The sequence below is a fragment of the Nonomuraea longicatena genome, from assembly GCF_039525605.1.
In the GTDB taxonomy this organism is placed as follows: Bacteria; Actinomycetota; Actinomycetes; order Streptosporangiales; family Streptosporangiaceae; genus Nonomuraea; species Nonomuraea longicatena.
On the sequence record NZ_BAAAHQ010000041.1, the window covers coordinates 78,121 to 92,452 of the forward strand.

14 protein-coding genes are annotated in these 14,332 nt (G+C 70.6%); 10 read left to right on the forward strand and 4 right to left on the reverse strand.

Annotated elements, in window-relative coordinates; genetic code table 11:
• Positions 1-70 precede the first annotated feature (70 nt).
• Both ABD120_RS31900 and ABD120_RS31905 read right to left on the reverse strand, forming a co-directional pair.
• Positions 71-724, reverse strand: coding sequence for a dihydrofolate reductase family protein (locus tag ABD120_RS31900; protein WP_343953928.1), 654 nt, complete (start codon positions 722-724; stop codon positions 71-73).
• A gap of 601 nt (positions 725-1,325) precedes the next feature.
• On the reverse strand, positions 1,326-1,637 hold the full coding sequence (locus ABD120_RS31905; protein WP_343953929.1) for a hypothetical protein: 312 nt from the start codon (positions 1,635-1,637) through the stop codon (positions 1,326-1,328).
• Positions 1,638-1,987: 350 nt separating this feature from the next.
• On the opposite strand from ABD120_RS31905, the gene ABD120_RS31910 reads away from it, so the two are divergent.
• The 4 genes from ABD120_RS31910 to ABD120_RS31925 all read left to right on the forward strand — a co-directional run bounded on the left by ABD120_RS31910 (position 1,988) and on the right by ABD120_RS31925 (position 6,339).
• Entirely contained in the window at positions 1,988-3,778 is a 1,791-nt protein-coding gene (locus tag ABD120_RS31910) for a glycosyltransferase family 2 protein (RefSeq protein ID WP_343953930.1), read from the forward strand.
• A 69-nt stretch (positions 3,779-3,847) separates the two neighbouring features.
• On the forward strand, positions 3,848-4,840 hold the full coding sequence (locus ABD120_RS31915; protein WP_343953931.1) for an energy-coupling factor ABC transporter permease: 993 nt from the start codon (positions 3,848-3,850) through the stop codon (positions 4,838-4,840).
• 3 nt (positions 4,841-4,843) lie between these two features.
• Entirely contained in the window at positions 4,844-5,602 is a 759-nt protein-coding gene (gene cbiQ / locus ABD120_RS31920; RefSeq protein WP_343953932.1) for a cobalt ECF transporter T component CbiQ, read from the forward strand.
• Positions 5,599-6,339, forward strand: a complete 741-nt coding sequence (locus tag ABD120_RS31925; protein WP_343953933.1) for an energy-coupling factor ABC transporter ATP-binding protein — start codon at positions 5,599-5,601, stop codon at positions 6,337-6,339. Before cbiQ ends, ABD120_RS31925 begins: the two co-directional genes overlap by 4 nt.
• On the opposite strand, the gene ABD120_RS31930 is transcribed toward ABD120_RS31925, so the two are convergent.
• On the reverse strand, positions 6,317-7,333 hold the full coding sequence (locus ABD120_RS31930; protein WP_343953934.1) for a potassium channel family protein: 1,017 nt from the start codon (positions 7,331-7,333) through the stop codon (positions 6,317-6,319). The genes ABD120_RS31925 and ABD120_RS31930 overlap by 23 nt on opposite strands.
• Before the next feature lie 76 nt (positions 7,334-7,409).
• Between ABD120_RS31930 and ABD120_RS31935 the strand changes: the two genes are divergently transcribed.
• The 5 genes from ABD120_RS31935 to ABD120_RS31955 all read left to right on the forward strand — a co-directional run bounded on the left by ABD120_RS31935 (position 7,410) and on the right by ABD120_RS31955 (position 11,386).
• Positions 7,410-7,748: an STAS domain-containing protein gene (locus ABD120_RS31935; protein ID WP_343953935.1), complete on the forward strand. Its 339-nt coding sequence runs from the start codon at positions 7,410-7,412 to the stop codon at positions 7,746-7,748.
• Between the two features lie 283 nt (positions 7,749-8,031).
• Positions 8,032-8,805 carry an SDR family NAD(P)-dependent oxidoreductase gene (locus ABD120_RS31940; protein ID WP_343953937.1) on the forward strand — a complete coding sequence of 258 codons (774 nt, stop codon included), beginning with the start codon at positions 8,032-8,034 and terminating at the stop codon, positions 8,803-8,805.
• 48 nt (positions 8,806-8,853) lie between these two features.
• Positions 8,854-9,618, forward strand: coding sequence for a crotonase/enoyl-CoA hydratase family protein (locus tag ABD120_RS31945; protein ID WP_343953938.1), 765 nt, complete (start codon positions 8,854-8,856; stop codon positions 9,616-9,618).
• 151 nt (positions 9,619-9,769) lie between these two features.
• The gene (locus ABD120_RS31950; RefSeq protein ID WP_343953939.1) at positions 9,770-10,384 is read left to right on the forward strand and encodes a rhomboid family intramembrane serine protease; all 615 of its coding nucleotides are present in this window, start codon (positions 9,770-9,772) and stop codon (positions 10,382-10,384) included.
• 627 nt (positions 10,385-11,011) lie between these two features.
• Positions 11,012-11,386: a BlaI/MecI/CopY family transcriptional regulator gene (locus tag ABD120_RS31955; protein ID WP_343953940.1), complete on the forward strand. Its 375-nt coding sequence runs from the start codon at positions 11,012-11,014 to the stop codon at positions 11,384-11,386.
• On the opposite strand, the gene serC is transcribed toward ABD120_RS31955, so the two are convergent.
• Positions 11,365-12,474 carry a phosphoserine transaminase gene (serC, locus tag ABD120_RS31960; RefSeq protein ID WP_343953941.1) on the reverse strand — a complete coding sequence of 370 codons (1,110 nt, stop codon included), beginning with the start codon at positions 12,472-12,474 and terminating at the stop codon, positions 11,365-11,367. The two genes, ABD120_RS31955 and serC, sit on opposite strands and share 22 nt — an antisense overlap.
• A 72-nt stretch (positions 12,475-12,546) precedes the next feature.
• On the opposite strand from serC, the gene ABD120_RS31965 reads away from it, so the two are divergent.
• Positions 12,547-14,332, forward strand: a 1,786-nt coding sequence (locus ABD120_RS31965; protein WP_343953942.1) for an ABC transporter substrate-binding protein, incomplete at its 3' end; no start/stop codon positions are given.

The window sequence follows — 14,332 nt, forward strand, 5'->3', positions numbered from 1 at the left end:
GCGGCACCTTGGTAGGGCGGGACGCGCGGCTCTGCGCACGCGGCACCCTGGCACGGGGAGCACGTGTTCTCTAGGCGATGACCTCCTTGCCTTCCTCGACGGCGAACTCGCCGGTGCCGGTGGTGCCGAACCGGGTCTGGCGCAGGGTGAGCGAGAGCGCGCCGGATCCGCCGCTGAGGACCTCCGCCTCGGTGATGCTGTAGGTGGCCGGGACGGCCGTGCCGTCGAACAGGCGCTTGCCGTCCCCGACCACGACCGGGACCTGGAGGATCCGGTACGTGTCCACGAGCCCGGCGTCGTGCAGCGCACGCACCAGCCGCCAGCTGCCGTGGACCTGCAGTTCGCCGCCCGGCTGCTCCTTGAGCCGACGGACCTGCTCGATGAAGTCGCCGCGCAGTACGGTGGTGTCGCCCCACGCCGCGTCGGCGTCGGAGAGGGTGTCGCTGACGACGTACTTCTTCCAGGAGTTGAGGGCGGTGGCCGCGATGTTGTCCGGCTCGGTCACCTGCGACCAGTAGGAACGCATCATCTCGAAGGTCTTCCGGCCGAGGAGGATGGCGTCGGCCTTCCTGAACCACCCCTCGACCGGGGCGAGCTGGCCTTCGGCGCTGTGAGGGACGAGCCAGCCGCCGCGCTCGAAGTCGTCGCTCCGGTCCTCTTCGAACCCGCCCGGCCCCTGCATGACGCCGTCGAGGCTGACGAAGGTGTGGACGCTGAGCTCCATGGGGTTCTCCTTGGTCGAGATCGTGTGTCGTGTTTGAGGTGATGACCCAAGGATGCGGATGGGTACTTACGGTCTACTTTTCATTGACCTAAAACCCACCCGAAAGTACCCGAAGTTCGCATGTAACCCCGGATCGCCTCGGCCACCGCGCCCGCTCTGACCTGCTCGCCCTGGGGCGGCAGAAGTCGGGTGCCACACCTATCTCCGGAAGAAGGGCCATTGGCGCACAAGGGTTTGAGCCGGTGCGGCGGCCCGCGCCTGTACCCGGCGCTGGTCGGCGAATCCTGGGTCGATGATCGACGAAGCCGGGACGGCGCACACGCGCGGCGCTGACCGGCGGGAGCCGCACCTCACCCGGGTGCAGGGCCGCGGGGAGGGGTGTCACTCCCCGTGATGACGGCCAAGGGGGCGGCGTCGGGGGAGGGGTGGTCAGAAGGGTGGCGCTCGGAGAGGCCGGGAAGGGGGACGGCGGGCGGTGGTGGGGGCGGCTGGGCCGTAAAGGATATTAAGGGCCCTTAAGGGGAGGGGTGTGGTTGTATGCCCTTGTTTAGTGTCAGATATGGCAATTTGCGGCGATGTGCTGGCAGCGCCTGCGCGCCCGTCAGGCGAGTTCGCGGCGTTCGGTGTCGATGCGGCGGCACAGCGCCACGTAGGCGTTGATCACCTTGCGGTACGCCGCCCGCGCCTCGTCGAGTTGTGCGCTCAGTGTCAGGATGCGTCCCGGTTCGCCCTCGCGTTCCGCCTCCGCGAGCATCATCCGCGCCTCGTCGACGATCTGCTCGGCCCGCACCCTGGTACGGCGCAGCAGCGCCGAACACTCGTGCAGTTCCCTGAGTCGTGCCGCCGCGACGATCCGCTCGGCCGCCTCCACGGCGGGTCCGCTCGTCGGCTGCCTGTGAAGATCGGTGCTCATGTACCGCCGCCTCCCCATGTCGAGGGTGCCTGAGTGTAGACGCGCCGACCGCTCGCGGGGATCACGCCGACGGCCTGCGGGGTAGCGCACTCCCCCCACGGGGATGTTCTCTTCCCCTGAGAGTGAAAACACCTTCCCCCACCCCAATTTCCCGCCGTATATTGCCGCCCATAACGGCCTTCGTCGTGAAATTTCGGTGGAAAATGGCGGGGGATTGCCCCCCATCAAGACCTCGGAACCGCCACGCGAGGGCCGCGATCCGTCACATACTGAATGCGACAGCATGCGGATTGTGACGGCTGGGGGGCGCGGCTGTGGCGGAAACCATCACGGAGAGTAACGAAGACTTGGTGGACGTCAGCGTCGTCATCCCCGCTCACAACTGCCGCCCATTCCTTGACAGATGCCTGACCTCGGTCCTCATCCAGCGGGTCGCCAAAGAGATCATCGTGGTGGACGACGGCTCCACCGACGGCACGGCCGAGCTCCTCGACCTCTACGCCACCTACCACCGCACCATCGTCAAGGTCGTCAAGCAGGAGAACTCCGGCGGCGCCGGACGCCCGCGCAACGTCGGCATCGAGCACGCCACCGGCCGCTACGTCTTCTTCTGCGACGCCGACGACTACCTCGGCGCCGAGGCGCTCGAACGCCTGATGGCGATGGCCGACCGCAACGACGCCGACATCGTCCTCGGCCGCATGGCCGGACACGGCAGGCGGGTGCCCGTGTCGATGTTCCAGCACAACCTCGACCGCGCCGATCTCGGCGACAGCGCCGTGTACAACAGCCTGAGCTGCTTCAAACTGTTCCGCCGCGAGATGCTCCTCAGGCACGGCATCCGGTTCGCCGAGGACCGGATGATCGGCGAGGACATCCAGTTCACCGTCCACGCCTACTGCCACGCCGAGGTGATCTCGGTCGTCGCCGACTACGACTGCTACCACCTCGTCGACCGTCCCGACGGCAGCAGCATCATGCAGCAGCCCGACAGCCGCGATCCCGTCGCCTGGCTGGAGATGATCCGCGCGCCGATCGCGCTCATGGCCGCCCACATCCCGCCCGGCCCGCTCCGCGACCACCTGCTGCGCAGGCACTTCAGGATCGACGCCTTCGCCCAGCTCGGCGCCCCGTTCCTGGAGGCCGGGGAGGTCCAGCGCAAGGAGATCGCGCAGGAGGTCGCCGCGCTGTGCGACGAGTGGCTGACACCGGGCGTCATCGCGCGGCTCGGCGGCACCGACCGGCAGCGCCTGGCCGCGCTCGGCGACGTCGAGCGCCTCGAACGGCTGGCCCGCATCGAGGCCGCCGCCGTGCTGCGCAGACTGACCGGCCTGCGCTGGGAGGCCGGGCGCCTGATCGTCACCGGCACGGCCGAGCTTGAGGGCATCCGCGACTGCTCCGGCCTGTCGCTGGTGCTGCGCGCCAGGCACGACCCGGCCCGCGAGATCGTGGTGCGCTCCGAGCCCTGCGCCCGGCTGCGCGACTTCTCCGCCCGCGTCGACGTCGGCGCGCTGGAGTCCGGCGTGTGGGACGCGTACGTGGCGGTCGAGCTCGAAGGCGTCGTCAGGCGCGGCAGGCTGGGCGCCGTCCGCGACGGCGGCATCAGCAGGCCCGCCGCCCGCCTGGCCGGGCGCTCGATCGTGCTCCCGTACTTCACCAGGGACAACGGCAATCTCAGCCTCGACATCGGCGGCCACGTGCTCGCCGTCCCCGGCAGCGTGCGCATCACCAGGACCCGCTGGACGCTGGGCCACCGCCTGGCCCTCGACGGCGAGGTCACGGTCGGCGGCTCGCCTCCCGAGGCCGGGTGTGTGCGCAGGCTGGTGTGGCGGGAGCGCAACACCGGCGCCGAGCGGTTCGACCGGGTCACGTCCATGTCGGGCGGCGCGTTCGCGGCCCGTCCCGCCGTGGGCAGGTTCGCGCCCGGCACCTGGGACGCCTACCTCGAACTCGAACTCGGCGGCCCGCCCGCGCGCTTCCGGATCGAGACGGCGGACACCGCCGTCCCCGCCGCGCGGCGGTGGTGGCAGGGCGCCGTCCTCAGGACCGCCCGGCCGTACGCGACGGCGGGCAGGGGACGGCTGAGCACGGTGGTCCGCAGGCTCACGCCGAGGGCGATCATCCGCCGCCTGCTGCGCTAGTCGCGACCTATATGCAGGTGCGACTTCCTGACTTACAGTGAGGACGGTCTCCTGCTGGGAGGGAACGTCGTGCACGTACCCGATGGCTTCTTCGACGCCGTGGTGTCCGTCTCCTCCGGATTCGTGGCCGCCGCCGCCGTGGCACTGTGCCTGCGCGGGGCGCGCAGGGAACTCGACGACCGCACCGCCCCGATGGCGGGGCTGGTGGCGGCCTTCGTGTTCGCCGTCCAGATGCTCAACTTCCCCGTCGCGGCGGGCACGAGCGGGCACCTGATGGGCGGCGCGCTGGCGGCCGTCCTCGTCGGGCCGTACACGGGTGTGCTGTGCATGGCGGTGGTGCTGATCGTGCAGGCGTTGTTCTTCGCCGACGGCGGGCTGACCGCGCTCGGCGTCAACGTCTCCATCATGGGCGTCGTCACCGTCCTCACCGGATGGGCGGTCTTCCGGCTGGTGACCAGGGCGGCCAGGGGGAAGGGCGCGGTGACCGCGGCGGCGTTCCTGTCCGCGCTGGTCTCGGTGCCGGTCTCCGCGCTGGTGTTCACGGCGCTGTTCGCCGTCGGCGGCACCGCCCCGATCGACGTGGGCGCGGTGGCCGCCGCCATGGGCGGCGTGCACGTGCTCATCGGTCTCGGTGAAGGCGCTATCACGGCCGTGACCGTGGGCACGGTGCTGGCGGTCCGCCCCGACCTCGTGTACGGAGCACGCGGCCTGGCCCGGCCGCTCGTGCTGCGCGGCGCGGACGGGACCACGACGGAGGTCGGCGCCGCGCGCGAGACCCGGCCCGGCGGGCTGCGTCCGTTCGTGCTCGGTGGTCTCGGACTGACGCTGGTGCTGGCCGGGATCGTGTCGTTCTTCGCCTCGTCCGCGCCGGACGGCCTGGAGTCGGTCGCCGAGGACAAGGGCTTCCTCGGCAGCGCGACCGACCACCTGTTCGGCTCGTGGGCGCTGGCCGACTACGGCGAGGTCGGCGGCATCCCGGTCGGCGTGGCCGGGGTGGTGGGTGTCGGGCTGACGCTGCTGGTCGGCGCGGGGGTCGCGTCCGCGGTGCGGACCAGGTCCTGACCCGTGGGCGCAGGGCACCACCACGACCTGTACTTCCCGGGCGGCTCGCCCGTGCACCGCCTGCCCGCGCACTGCAAGCTGCTCGCGGTCGCGGCCTTCGCCGTCGTGGTGGTGGCGACGCCCCGGGCGGAGTTCTGGGCCTTCGCCTGCTTCGCGGCGCTGCTGGCCGGGGTGGCGGCGCTGGCGCGGATCCCGCCGGGATTCGTGCTGCGGCGGATGGCGATCGAGGTGCCGTTCGTGGTGTTCGCGTTCCTGATCCCGGTGATCGGGCTGGGGGAGCGGGTCACGGTGCTGGGGTTGTCGCTGAGCGTGCCCGGGTTGTGGGCGGCGTGGAACATCCTGGCCAAGGCGACGCTCGGGGTGGCGGCGTCGGTGCTGCTGGCGGCCACGACGCCGCCCCGGATGATCCTGCTGGGGGCGCGGCGGCTGCGGGTGCCCGCGTTGCTGGTGGAGATCGCGATGTTCATGCTGAGATATCTGGACGTGATCGTGGACGAGATGCGGCGGATGCGGATCGCGCGGGAGTCGCGCGGGTTCGAGGCCAGGTCGTTCCGCCGGTTCCCGGTGCTGGCGCGGGCGGCGGGGGCGCTGTTCATCCGCTCGTACGAGCGGGGTGAGCGGGTGCACCTGGCGATGCTCAGCAGAGGCTACGAAGGACAGATACCGATTTTTCGGGACCTGTCGGCGAGTGCGGGGCAGTGGGCCGCAGCCCTCGCCCTCCCCGCCGCCGCCGGCGCCGTCCTGCTCGGGGCGGTGCTGTGAACTCGCTGGAGGTCCGCGACCTCGCCTACGCCTACCCCGACGGCACCCAGGCGCTGTTCGGCGTGGACCTCACGATCGGCAGCGGCGAGCGGGTCGCCCTGCTCGGGCCCAACGGCGCGGGCAAGACCACGCTCGTGATGCACCTCAACGGGATTCTCACCGCGGGTCACGGCAGTGTCGCCGTCGCGGGCACCACCGTGCGCGCCGACACGCTCAGGCAGGTGCGGCAGCGGGTCGGCCTGGTCTTCCAGGACCCGGACGACCAGCTCTTCATGCCGAGCGTCCACGACGACGTCGCCTTCGGCCCGTTCAACGCGGGACTGCGCGGCGAGGAACTCGAACGCCGGGTCAAGGACGCGCTCGACCGGGTCGGCATGCTCCCCTTCGCCGAACGGCCGCCGCACCACCTGTCGTTCGGGCAGCGCAGGCGGGTGGCGGTGGCGACCGTACTGGCGATGGAGCCGGAGATCCTGGTGCTGGACGAGCCCTCGTCGAACCTGGACCCGGCCGCGCGCAGGGAACTCGCCGAGATCCTGCGCTCGCTGGAGGTGACCGTCCTCATGGTCACCCACGACCTGCCGTACGCGCTGGAGTTGTGTGAACGCTCGCTCATCCTGTCGGACGGGGTGATCGCCGCCGACGGCCCGACCCGGAGCCTGCTCGCGGACGCCGACCTGCTCGCCCGCCACCGCCTCGAACTTCCTTACGGCTTCGCTATCCCACCGGGACATGGATGACGATCAGCCGGTCGTCGGCGCGCAGCCGCTGGACCTCGGCGTCGGCGAACGTGCGCACGCCGCCGTCGCGGACCACCGCGACCACCGTGTCGGCGCAGTCGGCCGGCGCCCTGCCCACCTCGTCTGCCTCCACGCCGCGTTCGTACAGGTCGAGGCCCTTGCCGAAGACCAGGAAGTCCTCGATCAGCGCGCTCACCGCCGGACTCTGGGTGGCGACGCCCAGCATGCGCCCGGCCGCCTCGGACGAGGTGATGACGACGTCGGCGCCGCTCTGCCGGACGAGGGGGTCGTTCTCGGACTCCCGGACGGCGGCGACGATCGTCGCCGCCGCGTTGAGGCTGCGGGCGGTCAGTGTGATCAGCGCGGCCGTGTCGTCACGCTGGACGGCGATGATGATCTGGGCGGCCTCGCCGACGCCCGCGCGCCTGAGCACTTCGCTGCGGGTGGCGTCGCCGGTGACGCAGGCGAACCCGTCGGCGGCGGCCTCGCCGGACAGGGGTCCGCTGGAGTCGACCACGACGATCGACTCCTTGGGGCGCTCGTTCTCCAGCAGGGTGCGGATGGCCGAGCGGCCCTTGGTGCCGTAGCCGATGACCAGCGTGTGGTCGCGCAACCTGGACCTCCAGCGTTCGATGCGAAAGGCGTCGCGGGAGCGTTTGGCGAGCACCTCGACGGTGGTGCCCACCAGGATGATCAGGAACGCTATCCGCAGCGGGGTCACGGCGACGATGTTGACGAGCCGCGCGGCGTCGGAGACCGGGGTGATATCCCCATAGCCGGTCGTGGACAACGAAACGGTGACATAGTAGAGCGCGTCGAGCAGGGTCATCCGGCCGTCGGCGTTGTCGCGATATCCGTCGAGATCCACCGCGACGAGCACGAACATCGCGGCGAGCACACCCAGCGCCATCGCCATCCGCCGTGACACCGCCCGTAGGGGACTGATCGGCGCCGACGGCAGCTGAACTCCGAGTTCGGCCTCGTCCACCCGCATGCGATGATCGTAGTTTGTGCGTACGCGCATCTCGGGGATGTCCAAGTACAGTGGCTCAGCGAGGAGGGGCCGAAAGATGAAGCTGCGGCTGGCGCGACACTCGATGGGCGATGCCGTGGTGGTGGCGGTGGAAGGTGAGCTCGACCTGTTCACGGCGCCCTTCCTGCGCGACGAGGTCCGCGACGCGATCAAGCAGGACAGCGCCCGCCTGGTGCTCGACCTGCAGCAACTGTCGTTCATGGACTCCAGCGGGCTCTCGGTGCTGATCGAGGCGTGGCGCCTGGCGACGGGCGAGGGCGGCGGCGTCTGCCTGGCCGCGCCGCAGGCACCGGTCGCCCGCATCCTGCGCACCACGGGCCTCGACCGCCGCATCCGCGTCTACTCCGACGTCGACACGGCAGTGGGGGCGATGTGACGCCTGAGGGCATACTTCCTCCTCACGGCCCAGCCGCCCCCACCCCGCCCCACCGCCGTCCGCCGACGGCCTCTCCCGCGCCCCTCGCCTGACGGCGTCCCACCGCGACGCCGCCCCTTGACCACCCGACCGGGAACCCCGGCGGTACCCGCCTGGGCGGGAAGGCGACCCTTGCTTTCCGAAGGGCCCGGCCGGCAGGAACCTGCGCGGTGGGTTTCGGGTGAAAGGGAACTGGGCGAGCCCTAGTAGAATTAGATTCGGTTGGCAGGTTAGGGTCCGAGCTATGGATGTCAACGGATCTGTAGCGATCATCTCCGGCGGAGCCAGTGGGCTGGGCGAGGCCACCGCCCGTGACCTGGCCGCCCATGGCGCGACCGTGGTGATCGCCGACCTCAACGAGGAGCGCGGCAAGGCCCTCGCCGACGAACTCGGCGGTGTCTTCGTCAAGACGGACGTGTCTGACGAGGAGCAGGTTCAGGCGGCCGTGGACGCCGCCGTCGCGACCGGCAAGCCGGTGCGGGTGATCGTCAACAGCGCCGGGATCGGCTGGGCGGAGCGCACCGTCAACCGTGAGGGCGCCCCGCACGGCCTGGCCACGTACCGCAAGGTCATCGAGGTGAACCTGGTCGGCACCTTCAACCTGATGCGCATCGGCGCCGCCGCCATCGCCAAGACCGACCCGGTCTCCGAGGACGGTCACCGGGGCGTCGTGGTCAACACCGCGTCCGTCGCCGCCCTCGAAGGCCAGACCGGGCAGCTCGCCTACTCCGCCTCCAAGGGCGGCATCGTCGGCATGACCGTCCCGGCCGCCCGCGACCTGGCGGCGATCGGCGTGCGGGTGAACACGATCTGCCCCGGCATCATCGACACCCCGATCTACGGTTTCGCCGCGAACGCCGAGGAGTTCAAGGCCAAGCTGGTCGCCCCGGTGGTCTTCCCGAAGCGGATGGGCCGTCCGGACGAGTTCGCCCACCTGGTGCGCACGCTGATCGAGAACGACTACATGAACGCCGAGGTCGTCCGCTTCGACGGCGGCATCCGCTTCCAGCCCAAGTGAGCGACGCGGGCCCGGGACCGGGCCCGCCCACCCCCTGAGAGGTCTCGCGTGTCTGACGAAGTTCTGGTGGAGGAGTCCGGCGGCGTCGCCACCATCACGATCAATCGCCCGAAAGCCAGGAACGCGATCAACGGCGCGGTCGCGCGGGGGATCGCGGAGGCGCTGGACGCCCTCGAAGCCCGTCCGGACGTGGCCGCGTACGTGCTCACGGGAGCAGGCGGCTACTTCTCGGCGGGGATGGACCTGAAGGGTTTCCTCACCGGTGACCTGCCCGTGGTGGAGGGGCGGGGCTTCGGCGGGATCGCGGAGGCGCCGCCGACGAAGCCGATCGTGGCCGCCGTCGAGGGGTACGCGCTGGCGGGCGGCTTCGAGCTGGCCCTGTCGTGCGACCTGATCGTGGCCTCCGCCGAGGCCAGGTTCGGGCTGCCGGAGCCGAAGCGCGGCCTGGTGGCGGGCGCGGGCGGCATCATGCGGCTGCCGCGCCGGATCCCGTACCACGTGGCGATGGAGATCGCGCTCACCGGCGAGCACTATCCGGCCGCCCGGTTGTACGAGCTGGGGCTGGTCAACCGGGTCACCCCGGCGGGCGGGGCACTGGAGTCGGCGCTGGAGCTGGCCGGGAGGATCGCGGGGAACGCGCCGCTGGCGCTGGCGGCGACCAAGCGGGTGATCATCGAGTCGCAGGACTGGGCGGTGGACGAGATGTTCGCCAAGCAGGGCGAGATCATCCATCCGGTCTTCGTCTCCAACGACGCGATGGAGGGCGCGGCGGCCTTCGCGGAGAAGCGCGCCCCCCGCTGGACCGGCCGGTAGCCCCCGCTGGAAGCCGTCGGGGACGGTCCGGAGCACTCTTGCCGGACCCCCCGGGAAGCCCCGGGCGCGCGGCCCGGGGCTTCCGACGCGCGCATCCGTTTTCCTGCGTACGGTAAAAGGGGAGTCAGTTCGACCTCGCAGGGGAGCGCGCATGAACGGTCAGTCGACTGGACGGTCCCGCTTCGGCGCCATGGTGGTCGAGGCGGTGGGCGCCGCCGTGCTCATGGTCGTGGTCGTCGCCGTCATGTGGGGCGTCGAGATCATGGACTACGTCCTGCCGGAGAACCTCGACAACTACGGCATCGCGGGATGGCAGCCGTCGGGGCTGATCGGCATCCTGTTCGCGCCGTTCCTGCACGTGGATTTCGGGCATCTGCTGGCCAACACGCTCCCGCTGCTGATCCTGGGATTCGTGGCGGCGATGCGGGGCATCGGCAGATTCCTGACGGCGTCGCTGCTGATCGTCCTGGTGGGCGGCCTCGGCACGTGGCTGACGACGCCCGTGGGCGTGGTGGCGGTGGGCGCCAGCGGCCTCATCTTCGGATATTTCGGGTACGTGGTTTCGCGCGGAATCTTCGACCGCAGCCTCGTGGACATCCTCATCGGCATCGTCGTGGCCGCCGTCTACTACTCGATGCTGACCGGCCTGCTGCCCACGCAGGAGGGCGTCTCCTGGCAGGGCCACCTGTTCGGCCTGGTGGGCGGCGTCGTCGCCGCGTGGATCCTGCGCCGCCGCGCCCGCCCCGCCGCCGAACTCGCCCTCTGACGCGCCCGTCCGTCGCGTCTCTCTTCGAGAGCCACCCGTCCGTCACGGCTCTCTTCGAGAGCCACCCATCCGTCACGGCAAGCCACCCCACCCCCACTCACCGCACGCCCTGAGGGCCCTCCAGGAAGACGCTCCTCACCCGCACCCCTTCATGGTCTGCGACGACGCCTTCTGGGCCGCCCATGGCCTGCCTGGGCTCCGGTAGGCGGGCATTCCCGGCCAACAGGGCGGCGTAGCGGCGGGTGAGGTGTGGGAGGAGTGGCGCACGGAGCGGCCGTCGGCCCGAGGCGGCGGGCGGCGGTGGGGCGGCTGGGCCGTAGTGGATGGGGGTTGTGCCGGAAACGCCAGCCGCAGCGGCGGGGTGTGGAACGGAAGATAGGGGATCTTGCGGGCGGAACGGGGGAGACGGCGTCGGCGAGGTGTCAAACGGAAGAGCCGCCGCCTGCGGTGGAAAAGCGGAGAAAAGCGGAACAACATCCGCCCCAAAAGCCCCGCTCAGCCCATGAATATGGCGATTTTCGCCCACATACCCCAGGTATGTCTGCGACCCTGGTCGCGTGCCGGGTTTCCGGCAACAATGTTTACAACTAGCTCTGCCGAAAGCGAGTCGAGCCGAAAGGTCGGTCGGTGGCGAACCTGGGATCCCTGGAGCGCGCGATCATGGACGTGCTGTGGGACGCGGGCAAACCCCTGCTGATCCGCGAGATCCTCGTCCGCCTCAACGAGGACAGGGAACTCGCCTACACCACCGTCCAGACCGTGGCGGAGCGCCTGCTCAAGAAGGGCCACCTGGTCCGCACCCCCTACCGCAACGCCTTCAGGTACGCCGCCAGGCGCACCCGGGACGAGCACGTCACCAGCCTCATGCTCCAGGCCCTGGCCGACAGCACCGACAGGCAGCCGGTGCTGGCCAGGTTCGCCCAGAGCGTCGAGGACGACGACGCGCTCGCCCTGATGGAGGAACTGTCACGCCGGACGGCTCAAAGGCGCTCGACCACGTAGTCGACGCACACCGTCAGCGCCTCGACGTCGGCCGGGTCGATCGCCGGGAACATCGCGATGCGCAACTGGTTGCGCCCCAGCTTCCGGTACGGCTCGGTGTCGACGATGCCGTTGGCCCGCAGCACCTTGGCCACCGCCGCCGCGTCGACCTCCTCGGCGAAGTCGATCGTGCCGACCACCTGCGAGCGGAACTCCGGAGCGGCGAACGGCGAGGTGTAGGCGGTCTTCTCCGCCCACGTGTACAGGCGCTGCGCGGAGTCGGCGGTGCGGGCGGTGGTGAAGGACAGGCCGCCGTTGCCGTTCATCCACTCGATCTGCTCGGCGAGCAGGAACAGCGTCGCCACCGACGGGGTGTTGTACGTCTGGTCCTTCAGCGAGTTGTCGATCGCGACCGGCAGGCTGAAGAACTCCGGTACGTACCGCCCGGAAGCGGCGATCTCCTCGACGCGGGCCAGGGCGCGCGGCGACATGATCGCGATCCACAGGCCACCGTCCGAGGCGAAGCTCTTCTGCGGCGCGAAGTAGTAGACGTCGGTCTCGGCGATGTCGACGGGCAGGCCGCCCGCGCCCGAGGTGGCGTCCACCAGCACCAGAGAGTCGTCGGAACCCACCCGGGTGATCGGCATCGCCACACCGGTCGAGGTCTCGTTGTGGGTGAGGGCGTAGACGTCGACGCCGTCCTCGGCGACGGCCGTCGGGTGCGTGCCGGGCGCCGACTTGATGACGCTCGGGTCGGACAGCCAGGGCGCCTTGGTGACGACCGTGCCGAACTTCGAGGAGAACTCGCCGAAGCTCAGGTGCTGCGACTTGGCGCGCACCAGCCCGAACGCGGCGATGTCCCAGAACGCCGTCGTGCCGCCGTTGCCCAGCACGACCTGGTAGCCCTCAGGCAGAGAGAACAGGTCGGCGAGACCGGAGCGCACCCGGCCGACGACGCTCTTGACCGGCTTCTGCCGGTGGGACGTACCGAGGACCGCCGCGCCGGCCGAGGTGAGCGCGGCGAGCTGCTCGGGGCGAACCTTCGAGGGCCCGCAGCCGAAACGGCCGTCGGCGGGCTTGATGTCAGTGGGAATCACGATGTCAGCCACCTGCCCAAGCGTACTGAGCTGTAATGGAGGAGCAGGCCCGGGTCCGCAATGTGAGACTTCGGGCACACCCGGATGATGGGCGAGCTTATGGCCGAACTGCGGGACGTGATCGCGAAGCTCATCCGGCGCCCGGCGTTCTGGCGTGCCGACCCCCCGCTGCCCATGGTGGTGGTGACGGGCGAGAACGCGTTCGACGTGGCCGCCTGGCTGGCCGCGCCGTTCGAGGACGGCGTGCCCAACGCGACGCTTCGGGAAGGCGCCCATCAGACGGTCTTCGACCTGGTGGACAGGCTGGCGGGCGAGGAGGACGGGCGGCTGGGCCGCCCGGTGGGCGGCTCCTTCCTCCCGCCGCCGCGCTTTCCGCTCGTCCAGTTCGTCCTGTGGGCACGCCGCCAGCCTGCGGCACACGGCGACCGCGAGACCAAGAATCAGCTCAAGGACTGGCGCAGGAGCAAGTACGGCGGCGACAGAGGAGTCAAGACCGCGGCCGACTTCGTCATCCGCGCCGCCACGACCTGGGTGCCCGTCGGCACGCTCGCGATCTGGTGGGCGGGCGGCTCCGCCGACGTCGTGGGCGCGCTGCCGTGGTTGTTCGGCGCGCTGGTGGCGCTCTTCGGCACGGCCGCCCAGGGCGCCCTGTCGATCAGGGGCTCGATGTTCACCGGCGCCTTCCGCCGGATGCCGGTGGTGCGCCGCAAATCCCTCGAACGCCTCCATCTGTACACGCAGCGGGTACGGGACGCGACCCCGGAGCAGGCCGAGCAACTGCTCGTCAACGCCCTGTGCCAGGACCTGCGCGACGCCTACAAGAAGTGGCTGATCCCCTGGCCGAGTTGGGGCCGGGGCCTGTACTGCCTGCTCGTGCTGGAGATCGACCGGCCGGACGGGGTCAACGCGCGGTTCCTGCGGCTGCTGGAGAACAGCGCCCACGACGCCGGGCTGTTCCCGCCGATGCTCGTCCTGGCCGCAGGTCCCGGCGCCGACGTGCCGGCCCCCGAGCGGCCCGCTCCGGTCCCGCTGGATGAGTTCCCGGAAGAGCTGGCCCGATGGCGGGCCGTCGCCCGCCTGCGCGTCCCCAGGCTGCGGCTGGCCCTCGCCTCCGGCGGCCCGCCGTCGACCCAGTCCTACCGGTTCGGACGTTTAGGCAGTCAGTCGCGCGCGGTCGGCTACTGGCTCGTGATCGTGGCGCTGATCCTCGTCCCCGCCGCCGGGGTCGCCTGGAGCAGCCAGGAGCGTATGGCGAGCTGCGGCGGGCTGGCGTGGGTCGAGCGCGAGACGGACGAGTGCGTCGGCGTCGTCAACGCCGGGCACCGCACGCCCCCGAACCTGTTCATCCCCGAGATCCAGAACCTGGTCGATCGCATCGACGCCAACAACGCCTACGCGGTCGACTCGGGCAAGTACGTGAGCGTGGTGGTGCTCGGCGAGTACTCGATCAGAAAGTCGGCGGAGAACGACACCAGGCTCGCCGGCGTGCTGTCCGAGCTGACGGCGGCCGAGGAGTACCAGCGCGCGACCTCCAGCACGCCCCGGGTGCGGGTACTGCTCGCCAACGCGGGCAACGAGTACCTCCACGCCCGGCGGGCCGCCCAGCTCGTCACCGAGCTGGCGGAGGCCGACCCGTTCGTCATGGGCGTCGTCGGCTTCGGCCGCAGCGTCGCCGGCGTCAGGCAGGCCGTGGAGGTGCTCCACAGCGCGAAGATCCCCATGATGGCGACCACGCCCACCGCCGACCGGCTTGGGTACGTCGGGCAGGAGGATCATGCCTCGCCGTACTACTTCCACGTCGGGCCGACGAACTACCGCGAGGCCGAACTCGGCGCCCGGTTCATCAAGCGCCGGCTGCTGGAGGACATCG